At 63.6% G+C, this 15,184-nt stretch carries 16 protein-coding genes; 12 read left to right on the top strand and 4 right to left on the bottom strand.

What is annotated here, in order from left to right:
* Positions 1–46: 46 nt before the first annotated feature.
* Entirely contained in the window at positions 47–961 is a 915-nt protein-coding gene (locus ACWGTI_RS08690) for a LysR substrate-binding domain-containing protein (protein ID WP_454586719.1), read from the bottom strand.
* A 94-nt stretch (positions 962–1,055) separates the two neighbouring features.
* Here ACWGTI_RS08690 and ACWGTI_RS08685 point away from each other — a divergent pair, with 94 nt between their 5' ends.
* The 3 genes from ACWGTI_RS08685 (at position 1,056) to sbmA (ending at position 3,892) form a co-directional block, all read left to right on the top strand.
* Positions 1,056–1,259: a hypothetical protein gene (locus ACWGTI_RS08685; protein ID WP_454586718.1), complete on the top strand. Its 204-nt coding sequence runs from the start codon at positions 1,056–1,058 to the stop codon at positions 1,257–1,259.
* A 91-nt stretch (positions 1,260–1,350) separates the two neighbouring features.
* A complete protein-coding gene (locus ACWGTI_RS08680) occupies positions 1,351–2,508 on the top strand; it encodes a YbfB/YjiJ family MFS transporter (protein ID WP_454586717.1) in 1,158 nt (385 codons plus the stop codon).
* 121 nt (positions 2,509–2,629) lie between these two features.
* A complete protein-coding gene (gene sbmA / locus ACWGTI_RS08675) occupies positions 2,630–3,892 on the top strand; it encodes a peptide antibiotic transporter SbmA (protein ID WP_454586716.1) in 1,263 nt (420 codons plus the stop codon).
* Positions 3,893–3,917: 25 nt separating this feature from the next.
* Here the strand turns inward: sbmA and ACWGTI_RS08670 are convergent, their stop codons facing one another.
* The gene (locus ACWGTI_RS08670) at positions 3,918–4,922 is read right to left on the bottom strand and encodes a polysaccharide deacetylase family protein (RefSeq protein WP_454586715.1); all 1,005 of its coding nucleotides are present in this window, start codon (positions 4,920–4,922) and stop codon (positions 3,918–3,920) included.
* Positions 4,923–5,216: 294 nt separating this feature from the next.
* Here ACWGTI_RS08670 and ACWGTI_RS08665 point away from each other — a divergent pair, with 294 nt between their 5' ends.
* The gene (locus ACWGTI_RS08665; protein WP_454586714.1) at positions 5,217–5,879 is read left to right on the top strand and encodes a tetratricopeptide repeat protein; all 663 of its coding nucleotides are present in this window, start codon (positions 5,217–5,219) and stop codon (positions 5,877–5,879) included.
* 55 nt (positions 5,880–5,934) lie between these two features.
* Positions 5,935–7,365, top strand: coding sequence for a ribosome biogenesis GTPase Der (gene der / locus ACWGTI_RS08660; RefSeq protein ID WP_454586713.1), 1,431 nt, complete (start codon positions 5,935–5,937; stop codon positions 7,363–7,365).
* Between the two features lie 250 nt (positions 7,366–7,615).
* On the opposite strand, the gene ACWGTI_RS08655 is transcribed toward der, so the two are convergent.
* Positions 7,616–8,542, bottom strand: a complete 927-nt coding sequence (locus ACWGTI_RS08655; RefSeq protein ID WP_454586712.1) for a LysR substrate-binding domain-containing protein — start codon at positions 8,540–8,542, stop codon at positions 7,616–7,618.
* A 116-nt stretch (positions 8,543–8,658) separates the two neighbouring features.
* Between ACWGTI_RS08655 and ACWGTI_RS08650 the strand changes: the two genes are divergently transcribed.
* The 7 genes from ACWGTI_RS08650 to ACWGTI_RS08620 all read left to right on the top strand — a co-directional run bounded on the left by ACWGTI_RS08650 (position 8,659) and on the right by ACWGTI_RS08620 (position 14,261).
* Positions 8,659–9,957, top strand: coding sequence for an MFS transporter (locus tag ACWGTI_RS08650; RefSeq protein ID WP_454586711.1), 1,299 nt, complete (start codon positions 8,659–8,661; stop codon positions 9,955–9,957).
* A gap of 138 nt (positions 9,958–10,095) precedes the next feature.
* The gene (locus tag ACWGTI_RS08645; RefSeq protein ID WP_454586710.1) at positions 10,096–11,280 is read left to right on the top strand and encodes a cell wall hydrolase; all 1,185 of its coding nucleotides are present in this window, start codon (positions 10,096–10,098) and stop codon (positions 11,278–11,280) included.
* 265 nt (positions 11,281–11,545) lie between these two features.
* Positions 11,546–11,938, top strand: coding sequence for an AtpZ/AtpI family protein (locus tag ACWGTI_RS08640; RefSeq protein WP_454586709.1), 393 nt, complete (start codon positions 11,546–11,548; stop codon positions 11,936–11,938).
* Between the two features lie 63 nt (positions 11,939–12,001).
* Positions 12,002–12,760 carry a F0F1 ATP synthase subunit A gene (locus ACWGTI_RS08635; RefSeq protein ID WP_454573732.1) on the top strand — a complete coding sequence of 253 codons (759 nt, stop codon included), beginning with the start codon at positions 12,002–12,004 and terminating at the stop codon, positions 12,758–12,760.
* 82 nt (positions 12,761–12,842) lie between these two features.
* Positions 12,843–13,067 carry a F0F1 ATP synthase subunit C gene (locus tag ACWGTI_RS08630; RefSeq protein WP_006206606.1) on the top strand — a complete coding sequence of 75 codons (225 nt, stop codon included), beginning with the start codon at positions 12,843–12,845 and terminating at the stop codon, positions 13,065–13,067.
* Positions 13,068–13,159: 92 nt separating this feature from the next.
* Positions 13,160–13,759: a F0F1 ATP synthase subunit B gene (locus ACWGTI_RS08625; RefSeq protein ID WP_454586708.1), complete on the top strand. Its 600-nt coding sequence runs from the start codon at positions 13,160–13,162 to the stop codon at positions 13,757–13,759.
* Between the two features lie 10 nt (positions 13,760–13,769).
* The gene (locus tag ACWGTI_RS08620) at positions 13,770–14,261 is read left to right on the top strand and encodes a F0F1 ATP synthase subunit B (RefSeq protein ID WP_454573734.1); all 492 of its coding nucleotides are present in this window, start codon (positions 13,770–13,772) and stop codon (positions 14,259–14,261) included.
* Positions 14,262–14,484: 223 nt separating this feature from the next.
* On the opposite strand, the gene ACWGTI_RS08615 is transcribed toward ACWGTI_RS08620, so the two are convergent.
* Positions 14,485–15,183 carry a ribonuclease HII gene (locus tag ACWGTI_RS08615; RefSeq protein WP_454586707.1) on the bottom strand — a complete coding sequence of 233 codons (699 nt, stop codon included), beginning with the start codon at positions 15,181–15,183 and terminating at the stop codon, positions 14,485–14,487.
* Between the last annotated feature and the right edge of the window lies 1 nt (position 15,184).

Raw genomic sequence — 15,184 nt, 5'->3', positions numbered from 1 at the left:
AGATCGGCGCGGCTGTGCTTTCCAGCATCGTCGCGACAGCCGGCGTTTACGCAGCGCTATCGAGCGACCTGAATTGCTCCACGGTCGCCGCGATCTCTTCGCGGATCCAGATCTTGAAATCGCGGACCTTGCGGCTTTCGGTCTTGGTGGCCGAGGTCACCAGCCAGTAGCCCAGACCGCTCTGTGCCCGCACACCGAAAGGCGCGACCAGGCGGCCGTCGGCCAGCGCATCGGCGGCCAGCAATTGCCAGCCGAGCATGACGCCGTGGCCGGCGATCGCCGATTCCAGGCACAGCATCGGGTCGGTGAAGCGCGCGCCCTTGCGGAAGGTGACCGGCTCGACCGCGGCAGCCGCAAACCAGCTTTCCCAGGTGATCATCGCCCGCTCGTCGGTGATGGCGCAGGTCTGCGCGAGGTCGCCGATCGACTTCAGCTTCTTGGCGATATCAGGCGCGCAGACCGGAAACACTTCCTGCGCCAGAAGCAGCTCTGCCCGTCCGCCCGGCCATTTGCCGTCGCCGAGCCGGATGGCAATGTCGATATCGGAACGCTCGAGATCGGCCAGCCGTACCGACGCGTCGATGCGCAGCAGCACATTGGGATGCCGGTCGAAGTGACGTGACAGCCGGGGCAACAGCCATTTCGAGGCGAAGGCCGGCGCCACCGAAACCACCAGCGTGCACTGATTCGCCTCGTCGGCAAGCGCCACCGCTTGCGCCAACTCTCGGAACCCGGCGCCGAGCCGGGCGGAAAAAACTGCGCCGAATTCTGTCAGCACCAGCCCGCTTGCCGTTCGATCGAACAGTGCCTGTCCGAGCTGCTTTTCGGTGCGGTTGATCTGCTGGCTGACGGCGCTGACCGAAACGTTGAGCTCACTCGCCGCTGCCGCGAGCGAGCCGAGGCGGGCGACGGTTTCGACGGCGCGCAAGCCGTTGAGATGGACGCGGTTCAGCATAGCCATTTCAGTTTTTCTAAACCGGTGCGGCTGAAATCTCAATTGAAAGACCGCCCGACAGAGCAGATTTTAGCGGGGAAGTCAGACCGAGGAGGCGAGGATGGTGACCATCATATCATTGCTCAAAGTCTTTGCCGCCGGCTACACGCGGCGGCGTCCCGACGGCGATGTCGTCAACTGGGTGGCCGATCCGCTGTCGCATCCGGTGCTCGACACCATGTCGGAGCGCGAGCTCGGCGACATACCGTTCCGGCTGACGGCGCGCCGCACCGCGTATGAGACCGGGGCGGTCAACTGCGGGTGAAGTGTTAGCCGCAGGCTTTGGCCGTGCGTGGCCGGCTGGCCCAACACAAATCAGATTGTTTCGACGCCGGTCAAATCTATGGTGCGCTGCAATGAACGCCGCGCCATCACCCCTTCGCCTGGCTCTTGCCGGCATGATCGCCATGGCCGTCGCCATGGGCATCGGCCGCTTCGTCTACACGCCGATCCTGCCCGGCATGATGGAAGAGCTTCATCTGTCGCCCGCCGATGCCGGCTGGATCGCGTCGGCCAACTATCTCGGCTACCTCATCGGCGCGCTTGCGGCGGCCGGCGGGTGGGCGCATGGGCGCGAACGCCTGCTGATGTTTGGCGGCCTTGCCGCCAGTGCCGTGCTGGCCGGGCTGATGGGGCTGAGCGATACGATGACGGCTTTCGTCGTCATCCGCTTTCTTGCCGGTCTCGCCAGCGCCTTCGTCATGGTGTTCATGGCCAGCATCGTCTTCGGTCATCTGACTGCCGCCAACCGCAGCGACCTGCAGGCGTTGCATTTCGGCGGCGTTGGCCTCGGCATCGCGGCATCCTCGGCGCTGATGGCCGTTCTGGTCACCGGGCATGCCGGCTGGCCGGCGGGGTGGCTTTGGTCGGCGGTGATTTCGGCTTGCGGCCTTGCCGCCGTAGCCCGGCTCGCCGGCGGCACCGCGCCGGCCACCGGCACGGCCGGCCGCGAACCGGCCCTGCCGAAGGACCGGTCGCTGATGAAGATAATCATCGCGTACGGCCTGTTCGGTTTCGGCTATGTGGTGACGGCGACCTTCCTGGTCGCGATCGTCCGCCAGGGCGGCGGTGGCCGCGTCTTCGAGGCCGCCGTCTGGATGGTCACCGGCCTCGCCGGTTTTCCCTCGGTCTGGCTCTGGCAGAAGATAGCGGCGCAGATGGGACTCTACGCAGCCTATGCCTTGGGCTGCCTGGTCGAGGTGGTCGGCGTCACCGCCAGTGTCGCCATGGGTGGCACCGTCGGACCATTGCTCGCAGGCGTCCTGCTCGGAGGCACCTTCATCGCCATCACCGCGCTTGGCTTGCAGACCGCAAGGCTACTCGTGCCGCGGGCGCCGCGCCGCATCTTCGCCGTGATGACCGCGTCCTTCGGCATCGGCCAGATCGTCGGCCCGATCGTCGCCGGCCTGCTGGCGCAGGCGTCGGGCAACTTCTTCCTCGCCTCGATCGTAGCTGCCGCTGTTTTGTTGGTTTCGGCCGGGATCACTTGGTCGGCCGCGCCAAAATCGCCATGATTGTGGTCTTGCTCGATGCCGGGCATCGGGCACGGGCATTTGCTTTCCACCTAATGTGTGACTTTATGCCCGCTCCACCGCAACGCCGCTGATTTGCGCATCGACCGAGGAATCCGCCACAGTGTTCGTATCGTTTTTTCCGCAGCCGAAGCTTTTTTTCACCTCGGCCGCCGCCTGGAGCCTTGCAGCGGTCCTGTTCTGGTTTTTTGGTGGCGAGCAATTGGGCACCGTCTTCGGGCTGCCGCCAGCGGCGGCGGATGCACCGCCCATTATCGGCATAGCCGCATTGGGGTCGAAGCCGTTCCTTTGGTTTTATCTCTACTTCGTTTTCTGCGTGCTGGCCTTCTATGCATTCTGGAGGTGGTATTCGCCACACGCTTGGCAGAACTGGTCCATCCTCGTCGCGGCCTCTATCCTATTCCTCATCTATTTCAATGTGCAGATCAGCGTCGCCGTCAACAACTGGTATGGTCCATTCTTTGACTATATTCAGGGACTGATGGCGAAAACGATAGAATCGACCAATGCAGAATTTTACACCAGGTTGGCTACTTTCGCTTGGTTGGCGCTGATCGGCATGAATGTCAGCGTCATAAATGCCTTTATCGTCAGCCACTGGATCTTTCGCTGGCGCACAGCAATGAACAATTATTTCATGGCCAACTGGAGTAGGCTGCGCCACATCGAGGGCGCCTCCCAGCGCATACAAGAAGACACGATGCGCTTCTCGCAGATCATGGAAGATTTGGGCACCACCTTTGTGGAATCGATCATGACCCTTATAGCGTTCCTGCCGGTCATGATTCAGCTTCAATCCCACATCAGTGAATTGCCTGTGATTGGCGCCGTTCCCCAACCCCTCGTAATTGCCGCACTCGGATGGTGCTTGTTCGGCACAGTTTCGGTGATGGTCGCCGGCCTGAAGCTGCCGGGTCTTCAGTTCCGCAACCAGAGGGTCGAGGCCGCCTATCGAAAAGAATTAGTCTACGGCGAGGATCACGCTGATCGGGCGCAACCGAGCACCGCCGCTGAATTGTTCAGCAATGTACGCAAGAATTACTTCCGGCTATATTTTCATTACATATACTTTAACGTTGTAAGATATACATATTTGCAAGCCGATAATATTTTTTCGTTCTTTATTTTGGGTCCGTCCTTCGTGGCGCATAGGATCACTCTCGGCGCAATGAACCAGATATTGAACGCCTTCGGCAAAGTGACGAACTCGCTACAATTCCTGTTAAATTCCTGGTCGACCATCGTCGAGTTGCAGTCAGTGCACAAGCGTCTGCGCGCCTTCGAAGCGACACTAGAGGGCGAGCCGTTGCCGGACATCGACCGACGCTATCTCGAGCGCCAGGCAAAGGAACCCGATCCGGCCTGAGTTGGGGTGCAACGAAGTGGGCGGCTCAGCCGCCCACCGCCGCCTGCTTGTCGCCGCTACGCTGCCGCGCAACATAATCGCGAAAACTGATGCATTCGACGTCGGCCTTCACGCATGTCTCGCCGGCGAAGCGCTCCAGCGCGTTCCAGTAGGCGCCGTCATTCATCAGCGTGAAATGGAAGCCGAGCTCCAGCGGGAGCCGCTTGCCGTGATATTGCCTGTTAAAGGCGGCGTGGAACGCCTGGTAGGTCCGATCGCTGAATTCAGCGGCCTGGCTCGGCCGCTCGAAGCCGCCGGAATGGCGGACATAGAGATTATAATCCATCGCGATCACCGGTCTGCCGCTTGGGCCTTCCGGGATCTGCGGCAGCGAAAAGCGGGTGAGGCCGCCACTGGTCGGCGGCTCGACCGGACCGCTTGAGACGCCGCTGGCATCATAGCGATAGCCGGCTTGAGGCAGGGCCTGATAGAGCCCTTTGCTGGTCGACAGATAGGGCGCGCGAAAACCGGTCACGGCATGGGCAATGTCGCGCCAGCCGGCGGGCTCGCGCGTAATGCCGTTGATCGAATAGGCGTTCTCCAGAATGCGCGCGAACGAGGCGAATTCCTTCAGCCAGTCGGCCTTGCTCCAGTCCTTGCCGTCGAAATGGCCGCAGCCATGGCTGGCGATGTCATGACCCTCCGCGGCCGCGAGGCCAATCTGTTCGAGGCGGTCCGCGACCTCCTGTTTCGAGGTGGCAAAGCCGATGTTGGATTTGCCCGCGGACTTGGCCGGCGCGGTGTAATCGGCGCGCGTCTGCTGAGACAGCAGGAAGACGCAGGACAGAAAGTAGGTGAAATGCGCGCCGGTGCGCTTGGCCAGCGCCCGGCTGCGCTGCCATTGCGAAATCTCGCGGGCGCTGTCGAAGGAGATGATGACGATTTGCTTCGGCTTGGCCGGGGCAGGTGCAGCCGGCGGGTCGGCGAAAGCAGCGCCCGCCGTGGCAAGCACGGCTGTGGAAAACGCGACAACACGGGACAGAAGAGGCATCGGCAATCTGGGCTTGATCTGGAGGCGGTCCAGGCCGGCTACCGGCTAAATGTGGCGTGGGTGCGGTCGGCGTACAGAGCATGATCCCGAAAAGTGGAGACCGGTTTTCGGAAAAGATCATGCTGAAAGACAAAGAGGGAGCCCCATCCCGACCCCGTCGGGAAGGAACAGGCTCCAGGTCGGCTTCCCCGTGACTAGCCGATTTTCCTGGCCAGCCCCTTCCATGCCGACAAAATTTCGCTAAAACGCGGGGCTCAAGAAGCGCCCCTGGTGGGGCAGCAATGGTTTTGATTGATGTCCGACGACAGTTTTATCCGCGAAGTCAACGAAGAGATCCGTCGCGAGCAGGCGCAGGCGCTGTGGGACCGTTTCGGCCCGGCGATCCTTGGCATCGCCATCCTGGTGGTCCTCGGCACCGCCGCCTTCGTCGGCTACCGCTATTGGGACGAGACCCGAGCCAACCGCTCGGGCGATGCCTTCTCGCAGGCGCTGAAGCTTGCCAATGACGGCAAGGCCGACGATGCGCTGACAGCACTTCAGCAGCTTGAGAAGGACGGCTACGGCGCCTATCCGCTGCTCGCCCGCATGCGCGCGGCAACCGTCAAGGCCGACAAGGGCGACTTTACTGCTGCCGTCGCGGATTTCGATGGCGTCGCCGCCGACACCGCTATTCCCCAGGGCATTCGCGACATGGCGCGCCTGCGGGCCGCCCTGCTGCTGGTCGACCACGGCTCTTTCGCCGACGTCTCCAGCCGCGTCGAGGCGCTGACCGCAGACAACAACACGCTGCGCCACACGGCGCGCGAAGCGCTCGGCCTTGCCGCCTGGAAGGAAGGCAAGACCCAGGATGCGCTGAAACTCTTCGACCAGATCGCCGCCGATGACGGCGCCCCGCGCAATGCGCGCCAGCGGGCGACCCTGATGTCGGAACTGATCCGCGGCTCTGGCGCCTCATGATACGCGCCGCCCAAAATGCGCTGCGGTTTTGGGCGACATGGATGACGAGGGCCGGATGAGCTTCAAAGTCGCCATTATCGGCCGTCCCAATGTCGGCAAATCGACGCTTTTCAACCGGCTGGTCGGAAGGAAGCTGGCGCTTGTCGACGATACGCCCGGCGTCACCCGCGACCGTCGCGTCCACGCGGCCAAACTCTACGACCTGCATTTCGACGTCATAGATACCGCCGGCTTCGAGGATGCGGCCGCCTCGACGCTGCCCGGCCGCATGCGCGCGCAGACCGAGATCGCCATCCGCGAAGCCGACCTGATCTTCTTTACCATCGACGCCAAGTCAGGCCTGCTGCCCGACGACCGCACCTTTGCCGAAATCGTGCGCAAGTCCGGCAAGCCGGTGGTGCTTGTCGCCAACAAGGCCGAGGCCAAGGGCGCCCAGGGTGGCATGCTGGAGGCCTGGGAGCTTGGCCTCGGCGAACCGATCCCGGTCTCGGCCGAGCACGGCCAGGGCTTGCCCGACCTGCGCGACGCAGTGATCGCCGCTCTTGGCGAGGAGCGCGCCTTCGGCGAGGAAGAAGACGAGGCCGACGACATCGCCGCCAGCGAAGTGCTGATCGGCGAGGACATCACCGATCCGGATGCTGAAGCAACCTATGACGACACCAAGCCGATGCGCATCGCCGTGGTCGGCCGCCCCAATGCCGGCAAGTCGACGCTGATCAACGCACTGATCGGCGAGGAGCGGCTGTTGACCGGCCCGGAAGCCGGCATCACCCGCGATTCCATCTCCGTCGACTGGGACTGGCATGGCCGGCGGCTGAAGCTGTTCGACACTGCCGGCATGCGCCGCAAGGCCAGGATCCACGAGAAGCTGGAAGTGATGTCGGTGCAGGACGGCCTGCGCGCCATTCGCTTTGCCGAGATCGTCATCATAGTGCTCGACGCCACCATTCCCTTCGAGAAGCAGGATCTGCAGATCGCCGACCTGATCATCAGGGAGGGCAGGGCACCGGTCATCGCCTTCAACAAATGGGACCTGATCGACAATCCGCAGGAACTGCTGGCCGAGTTGCGCGAAAAGACCGGACGGCTGCTGCCTCAGGTGCGCGGCATCCAGGCGGTGACGGTTTCCGCCGAGACGGGCCGCGGCCTCGACAAGCTGATGGATGCCGTAATCAAGACGCACAAGGTCTGGAACAGCCGTGTTTCCACCGGCAAGCTCAATCGCTGGCTGGAAAGCATATTGGCGCATCACCCGCCGCCCGCCGTCGCCGGCCGCCGCCTGAAAGTCAAATATGTCACCCAGGCCAAGACCCGGCCGCCTGGCTTTGTCGTCCAGTGCTCGCGGCCCGATGCGATGCCGCAATCCTATGTCCGCTATCTCTCCAACAGCCTGCGCGAGGCCTTCGACATGCCCGGCGTGCCGATCAGGATTGCGCTGCGAACTTCGGACAATCCGTTCGCGGGCAGGGCGAAGAAGCGCAGCTGAGGAGGCAGGCCCGGTGCGCCTTGCCCGAAGGTTCCTTTGCAAAGTTGGCGGGACAGCACCCCCCTCTGGCCTGCCGGCCATCTCCCCCGCAAGGAGGGAGATCAGCAGCTTTACCAACGGCGCTTGTTTTGCAACGTCAGCGTTTGGCGAAAGCGAAGGCGACATCCAATCTCCCCCCTTGCGGGGGAGATGCCCGGTAGGGCAGAGGGGGGTGTGACGGAACGCGACGCTGGATACCTGTTCCGGCTGCCTAAGCAACCGCTCTCAGCCCCTCATTCTCCCGCGCACCCGGCAATGCCTGCAGCGCTCCCACCGCCGCCTGAAGCAATATATCCGCCAACCGCGCCGGCACCGGCTCCAGTTCTGCATCCTTCTGGTGCAGCACCAACGCCAGCTTCGGCAGCGCGGGCAAACCCAGCACCTGCGGCGCCATCGCCCTGACATTGGCCGGCAGGCCGACATCGGTGCGGATCGTCAGTCCCAAGCCTGCCGCCACAGCCGCCCAAATGCCGCCAAGGCTTGGGCTCGAGAAGACCATCCGCCACGGCAGGCCGGCGCGGTCGAGCGTTTCCGTCGTCACCGTGCGCAACAGACAGGGCGCTTCCAGCGCTACCAGCGGCAGCGCCTCGCCCTCGCGCAGGCTGGTCTCGATCGCCTTTGCCGGGCCGATCCAGCGCAACTGCGCATCGCCGACATGCCTGACGTAAGGCAGCGCCTGGCCGCTGTCCCAGGCCAGCGCAATGTCGAGATTGCCTGATGTGATCCGCTCGGCAAGTTCATAGCTGCGCCCGATCCTGGCCTCGATCTTGACCTTGGGGTGCGCCCGGGCGAAGCGCCCGAGCACCTCCGGCAACACCGCCTCGCCGAAATCCTCCTGCAGGCCGAGCCTGACCCAGCCTTCCAGCTCGACATCATGGATGGCGGAGGCCGCCTCGTCATTGAGTTCGAGCAGCCGCCGCGCATAGCCCAGCATGGTCTCGCCGGCTTCGGTCAGCGCCAGGCCGCGTCCCGACTTGCGGAAGATCGGCGTCGCCGCCTGCTCCTCCAGCTTTTTCAGTTGCGCGCTGACCGCCGAGGTCGAGCGTCCAAGCCGGTCGGCGGCCTTGGCGAAGCTGCCCAACTCCATGCCGGTGACGAAGCTTCTGAGGACATCGAGGTCGAAGGTTATGCGTCGCATCACAACAATCCTGATTTTCGGGAACAATTGTCAAAAACTTCCCGATATTCAGGATGAAGTTATGGCGGTAGAGACGGGGCGTCAAGGTCCGGAAGGGCCATAACAGGAGTTCCGCCATGTCGATTGCCGACGCAAATTGTGAGCCAGGCCGGGCTGGTCGAGCCGCCGTCACCGCCACTTCGAAGGCTGAACGATTTCGCGCCAATCATCGCTGGAAGGTGCTTGGCATCGGCGTTGCCGCCAATGCCAGTTTCTCCGCCACCTTCGCCGGCATACCGGCGGCGGCGGTTTTTCTGCGTTCGGGCTATCAGCTCTCCAACGGCAATCTAGGCCTGGCCCTCGGCCTTCTCGGGTTAGGGGTTGCCTTGAGCGAACTGCCCTGGGGTCTGCTCACCGACCGCTGGGGCGATCGCGGCGTGCTGTTGACCGGCCTCGGCGCGACGGCGGCGTGGCTCGTGCTCATGACGGTATTCATCGTGCCGTCGGCGACTTATGTGCCCGGCGTTGCGGTGCTGGCCGCGTGCCTTCTGGTCACTGGCCTGCTCGGCGGCAGCGTCAACGGCTCCAGCGGCCGCGCCATCATGGCCTGGTTCCATGAGGGCGAGCGTGGCTTTGCCATGAGCATCAGGCAGACGGCGGTGCCGCTTGGCGGCGGGCTCGGCGCGCTGGTCCTGCCATCGCTGGCGTCGGCGTTTGGCTTTGCGGCGGTCTTCGGACTGCTGGCAATTGTGAATGCCGTCTCGGCGCTGTTTGCCTGGCGCTGGCCGCACCAGCCGCCGGACCTGGATGATGCCGGCAGCGCGGCCGTGGCAAAGCCAGCAGGTCCGGCGCCGCTGCGCAATGTCGAGGTCTGGCGCATCGCCACCGCCATCGGCCTGCTCTGCTTTCCGCAGGTCGCCGTGCTCACCTTCGCTTCCGTCTTCCTGCACGATTTCGCCGGCATGGGCACGCTCACGATCAGCGCCAGCCTTGCCGCCGTCCAGACCGGCGCCATGGTGATGCGCGTCTGGAGCGGCCGCTTCACCGACCGCCACGGCAACCGCCGCTGGTTCCTGCGTTTCTGCAGCATGACGAGCGCGTTTGGCTTCGCGGCTCTCGGCCTGCTGGTCCTGGCGGCCGCCGCCATGCCGGCCCCGCACACCGCGCTGATGCCGGCAATCGCCGTGCTGCTGGTCGTTGCCGGCATTTCGGTCTCGGCCTGGCATGGCGTCGCCTACACCGAGCTTGCCACGCTTGCCGGCGCCAGCCGCGCCGGAACCGCGCTCGGCCTCGCCAACAGCTTCGTCTTCATCGGCTTCTTCGTGGTGCCGACGGCCATACCGGCATTGCTGCTCATCTGGTCGTGGCCAGGTGTGTGGCTGGTCGGGGCGCTCTGTGCGCTCATCGCCTGGCCGATCCTGCTACGGCCGAACTGACGGTTTGGCCGGCCCGCAAAAGGCGTCCCGTTTCGGGCCGGTTCGAAAAGACACCATCGATGCCGTTAACCCCGCATCAAGGTTAATGCTTCACTTTGGCTCTCCAGTGGCTCAGTGGCGTTTCTGGAGAGTTCCCCCGTGCATCGACGTGTCTTGAAGCGGCTGGCCGCCGCCGCCAGTGAGAAAAAACGTTCCTTCGTATCGCCATTGGTCATCGGGCTCGGCATCTGGATCGGCTTCCCGACCGTCACTGCCTACCAGGACATGGGCAGCCTGATTTCCGGCCTCGAAGCGTCGGGCAGCCGCTGGAACTCTTATGTCGAGCGCTCCGTCGCCGGATCGGTCCATGCAGCCGAAATGCCTTTCATCGATTCCGTCACCACCGGTTCGCTTTCGGGCTCGGGCGTGCGCCTGCCCGGGGTCGGCAAGGTCTCGTTTCGCGGCAAGGGCAATGTCGCCGGCGTTACGCCCGACGAGGACCGCATAATGCGCTCCGACAAGAAGGGCCGCATCATCCAGGTCTCGCCGGTGGCGCCGCCCAGGAACTTCAATGCCGGCTCTATTTTCCAGCGCACCTCCTCGCTGCTGCGGCCGAGCATGGATAGCGGCCTGAAACTGGCCTTCGCCAAGCCCGGCATCAAGGGCAAGGAAATCCAGATCGCCCAGGCCTTCCATATCAGTGTGGACAAGAAGCCCGAGCCCGGCGTACCGGCAGCGCTGATCGCCCTCGTCAACAATGACAAGGCGGACATTCTTGCCACTGCCTATGCCCAGGCCGAACCCGACTACGCCAAGGCCTCGCCCTTCGAGGCGTTGCTGCAGGACGAAGAGCCGAACGATGGGCGCTTCATTCCGCCGATGGCCAAGGGCGACCACTCGTGGATCCAGAACCCGCTGCCGGCCAGCGTCTTCTCCAGGAAGGAGCAGGCCTGCCTTGCCAACGGCATCTATTTCGAGGCGCGCGGCGAATCCGTGCGCGGCCAGGCCGCCGTCGCCCAGGTCATCCTAAACCGCGTCCGCAACCCGGCCTATCCGAACTCGATCTGCGGCGTCGTCTACCAGAACGACAACTGGCTGAACCGCTGCCAGTTCTCGTTCGCCTGCGACGGCCGCAAGAAGCGCATCGAGAGCCCCGACCACTACAAGACCGCGCAGGATGTCGCCATGGCCGTCACCGCCGGCAAGATCTTCATTCCGGAAGTCGGCTCATCGACCCATTACTACGCCAACTATGTCCATCCGGGTTGGGCCCGCACCATGCAGAAGATGACCAAGATCGGCTTGCACATCTTCTACCGCACCTATGGCGGCGGCTGGAGCTGAGGCCTTCGGACTGCCGTCTGTTACGGGCCGCAAAAGCCCCAGGGCGCCGAAATCGGACACCGGTCGCCGGATGGATTCGGGGCATGTGCCGACCCCATAGCGCCGGGCACGATGTCGCACCTCTCCAAGTGGTTGATTTCAATAGAAAAAATACATGGCTTTGAAGGTCCGCCCGTGGCTTGACGGGCGCAAACCCTCTAACTATGTTGCCGGCGACTTTAGAAGCGGACGGACGGTGACGGTCTGACCGGGCAGGGGGGTTACGATGGCCGACAAGAACGGGCCAGACGGAACCGGAGAAACCGGCCGCGGCAGCAAGCACGAACCCGACATCCGCGATGAAGACCTCGAGCGCCGTCGGCGCGAGCTTGGAGCATCGCTTGCGACAAGACGGCCGGATCGGCTAGAGGGGAATGACGGCGCGAAAGCGACGGCCGGATATGGCCAGGCGCTCAAGCTGTCCAGCGAGTTCATCGCCGGGATAGTTGTGGGTGTGGGCCTTGGCTGGTTTCTGGATCGCGTGGCGGGAACCTCGCCATGGGGTCTGATCGTCGGCTTGCTGCTGGGCTTTGGCGCCGGCGTGCTCAATGTCCTGCGTTCGGCGGGGGTTGTGGCGGAATTCGGAAAAAGCGAGAAGTCGCGCGATCCGAAAGAATGAACTGGCGCCGCCAATGGCGCACAAGAACACTTAAAGCCGTTCGTGGCTTTGACGGGGATGTAAATGGCTGCTGACAAGGTCGATCCGATCCACCAGTTCCATATCGTCAAGCTGATTCCGATCAACATCGGCGGCTATGACCTGTCCTTTACCAATTCGGCTCTGTTCATGGTCGCGACCGTGCTCGTCGCATCGGCGTTTCTTTACCTCTCGACCTCGAGCCGCAGCCTTATTCCTGGGCGCCTGCAATCGGTTTCGGAAATGGGCTATGAGTTCGTTTCCAACATGCTGCGCGACGCCGCGGGAACGCAGGGCATGAAGTTCTTCCCCTTCGTGTTCTCGCTGTTCATGTTCGTTCTTGTCGCCAACCTGCTTGGTCTTTTCCCCTACTTCTTTACCGTCACCAGCCACATCATCGTCACCTTCGGCCTCGCAGCCCTGGTGATCGGAACCGTGGTTGTCTACGGTTTCATGAAGCACGGTCTGGGCTTCCTGAAGCTGTTCGTGCCGCATGGCGTTCCGGTTTTCCTGCTGCCGCTGGTGGTGCTGATCGAAGTGATTTCCTTCGTGTCGCGCCCGGTCAGCCTCTCGGTTCGTCTGTTCGCCAACATGCTGGCCGGCCACATCACGCTGAAGGTGTTTTCGGGCTTCGTCGTCAGCCTGAGCGCGCTGGGCGCCGTCGGCGTCGCCGGTTCGGTGCTGCCGCTGGCCATGGCAGTCGCACTGACCGCCCTGGAATTGCTGGTCGCCTTCCTGCAGGCCTACGTCTTTGCCGTGCTGACCTGCATGTACCTGAACGACGCCCTGCACCCCGGGCACTGACGCCCGGGCACTGGCCAAGAGTTTCCGGCATCGGTCGCCGGATGGAATTGCAACGGAATTACAGATCCAAAGGAGTTTTAAAATGGACGCAGAAGCAGCAAAGTACATCGGCGCCGGTATCGCTTGCCTGGGCATGGGCGGCGCGGGCATTGGCCTCGGCAACATCTTCGGCAGCTACCTGGCTGGCGCCCTGCGCAATCCGTCGGCAGCCGATGGCCAGTTCGGCCGCCTGATTTTCGGCTTCGCCGTGACCGAAGCTCTGGGCATTTTCTCGCTTCTCATCGCGCTTCTCGCCCTGTTCGGCTGAGCCCTGTTTCGGCCAGCTATTGGTCGGACAGGCATTGGGAAGAATTGGCTGGCCGCATTCCTGCGGCCATGCCTGATATCAGGGGATAGTCCATGTTCGTGACATCTGCCTTTGCGCAAGAGTCCGCACCCGCCACCGAAGGCGCCAACACCGGTACGGAAGGCGACACGCATTCCGGCACCGGCGTGCCCGCCGAGGCGCACGGCGCGTTCCCGCCATTCGATCCGGCGACGTTCCCGTCGCAGCTTCTGTGGCTGGCGATCACGTTCGGGCTGTTCTACCTGTTCCTGAAGAAGGTGGTGATGCCGCGCCTTGGTGGCATTATCGACGTGCGTAGCGATCGCATTACGCAGGATCTCGACCAGGCCGCAAAGCTGAAGGGCGAGGCTGACGCTGCCGTTGCTGCTTACGAGCAGGAACTGGCGCAAGCCAAGGCGAACGCCAACGCGATCGGCCAGCAGGCCAACGACGCGGCCAAGGCCGAAGCCGAGGCCGCCCGCAAGAAGGTCGAGGCCGCGCTCGACAAGAAGCTCGGCGAGGCCGAGGCCAGCATCGCTTCCATCAAGGCCAAGGCCATGAAGGAAGTCGGCACGATCGCCGAGGACACCGCTTCGGCAATCGTCGACGCGCTTGTCGGCGGCAAGGCCAGCAAGGCCGAGATCGCGGCTGCCGTCAAATCCGTGGCCCGCTGAGGAGCACATCATGGACGCCACATCGCTCGCTACACTTTGGGCCACCGTCGCCCTTGTCATTTTCCTCGGCGTAGCCGTCTACATCAAGGTACCGGGGGTGATCGCCAAGGCGCTTGACGCCCGTGCCGCCAAGATCAGCAACGAGCTCGATGAAGCCCGCAAGCTGCGCGACGAGGCCCAGCAGTTGCTCGGCCAATATCAGAAGAAGCGCAAGGAAGCCGAGCAGGAGGCCGCCGCAATTGTCGCCGCTGCCAAGCGCGAGGCAGAGATGCTTGCCGCCGAAGCGCACAAGAAAACCGAGGACTATGTCACCCGCCGCACGGCGCTTGCCGAGCAGAAGATCGGCCAAGCCGAGCGCGAAGCGGTCGCTGAGGTGCGCGCCAGCGCCGTTGACATCGCCGTGGAGGCAGCCCGCACGCTGCTGGCGGCCAAGGTCGACGCCAAGGCCGGCGCGGATTTTTTCAAGTCCGCGTTGCAGGATGTGAAGGCCAAGCTCAACTGAGCGATTGTTTCAGTCGCAGACATCAAGCCGCCCGGGCAACCTGGCGGCTTTTTTTGTTTGCGAAGGAGGCGCGGATAATCTCCCCCCTTGAGGGGGAGATGTCGCCGAAGGCGACAGAGGGGGTCGTCTCGCGTGGAGCGCAAACCTCCATCTGCAGTAAGGAAGTCGCGTCCAGTCGGACCGACTCCCTCTGCCTGCCGGCCATCTCCCCCTCAAGGGGAGATTAATCGAGGCCTACGAAACTCTCTTCCTCCTCGGCCATCTCAACGCCGCCCAGCCGGAACGGCGCAAATGAGGCGCGGTGCAGCCTTGCCACCGGCCCATGCGCCTCGATTGCGGTACGATGGCGGACCGTGGCGTAGCCCATATGGACCTCGAACCCGTAGCGCTCGTGGTGGCTGCCGCAGCCGCACATCATGCGGTCGCGCATCACCTTGGCGACAATCGACGCGGCGGCGATCGACTGCGAGCGCTGGTCGCCCTTGACCAAGGCGCGGCCTTCGCAGAGGAGACCCGGCGGCACGTCGCGGCCATCGGCCAGTGCCAGCTTTGCCTGGATGGGCAGGCCGGCAAGGGCGCGGCGCATCGCCTCCAGGCTGGCCTTGAGGATATTGCTGCCGTCAATGCCTTCGGCGCTCACCGAGGCCATCGACACGCCGAGCGCGGAGCCGAGGATTTTCAGGAACAGCGCCTCGCGCTGCAAATGGTTGAGCCGCTTGGAATCGTCGAGCCCGTCGGGAATGTTGGCGGGGTCGAGGATCACGGCTGCCGCAACCACAGGCCCGGCCAGCGGACCGCGGCCGGCCTCGTCCATGCCCGCCACCGGCCACAGACCTTCAGCCATCGCCTTCGTCTCGAAGGAGAAGTCGGGCTTCTCTACGATTTCGAAAAGAAGCGGAGAATCGGAACGCGCGCGAGCCATG

It is taken from the genome of Mesorhizobium sp. ArgA1, assembly GCF_053714375.1.
This window is presented reverse-complemented; position numbering and strand designations above follow the sequence as displayed.

Excerpts from the sequence above, each read along its gene's own strand:
- ACWGTI_RS08690 (WP_454586719.1), bottom strand. The coding sequence starts at position 961 with ATGGCTATGCTGAACCGCGTCCATCTCAACGGCTTGCGCGCCGTCGAA.
- ACWGTI_RS08685 (WP_454586718.1), top strand. The coding sequence starts at position 1,056 with ATGGTGACCATCATATCATTGCTCAAAGTCTTTGCCGCCGGCTACACG.
- ACWGTI_RS08680 (WP_454586717.1), top strand. The coding sequence starts at position 1,351 with ATGAACGCCGCGCCATCACCCCTTCGCCTGGCTCTTGCCGGCATGATC.
- ACWGTI_RS08670 (WP_454586715.1), bottom strand. The coding sequence starts at position 4,922 with ATGCCTCTTCTGTCCCGTGTTGTCGCGTTTTCCACAGCCGTGCTTGCC.
- ACWGTI_RS08665 (WP_454586714.1), top strand. The coding sequence starts at position 5,217 with ATGTCCGACGACAGTTTTATCCGCGAAGTCAACGAAGAGATCCGTCGC.
- der (WP_454586713.1), top strand. The coding sequence starts at position 5,935 with ATGAGCTTCAAAGTCGCCATTATCGGCCGTCCCAATGTCGGCAAATCG.
- ACWGTI_RS08655 (WP_454586712.1), bottom strand. The coding sequence starts at position 8,542 with ATGCGACGCATAACCTTCGACCTCGATGTCCTCAGAAGCTTCGTCACC.
- ACWGTI_RS08650 (WP_454586711.1), top strand. The coding sequence starts at position 8,659 with ATGTCGATTGCCGACGCAAATTGTGAGCCAGGCCGGGCTGGTCGAGCC.
- ACWGTI_RS08640 (WP_454586709.1), top strand. The coding sequence starts at position 11,546 with ATGGCCGACAAGAACGGGCCAGACGGAACCGGAGAAACCGGCCGCGGC.
- ACWGTI_RS08635 (WP_454573732.1), top strand. The coding sequence starts at position 12,002 with ATGGCTGCTGACAAGGTCGATCCGATCCACCAGTTCCATATCGTCAAG.
- ACWGTI_RS08630 (WP_006206606.1), top strand. The coding sequence starts at position 12,843 with ATGGACGCAGAAGCAGCAAAGTACATCGGCGCCGGTATCGCTTGCCTG.
- ACWGTI_RS08625 (WP_454586708.1), top strand. The coding sequence starts at position 13,160 with ATGTTCGTGACATCTGCCTTTGCGCAAGAGTCCGCACCCGCCACCGAA.
- ACWGTI_RS08620 (WP_454573734.1), top strand. The coding sequence starts at position 13,770 with ATGGACGCCACATCGCTCGCTACACTTTGGGCCACCGTCGCCCTTGTC.
- ACWGTI_RS08615 (WP_454586707.1), bottom strand. The coding sequence starts at position 15,183 with ATGGCTCGCGCGCGTTCCGATTCTCCGCTTCTTTTCGAAATCGTAGAG.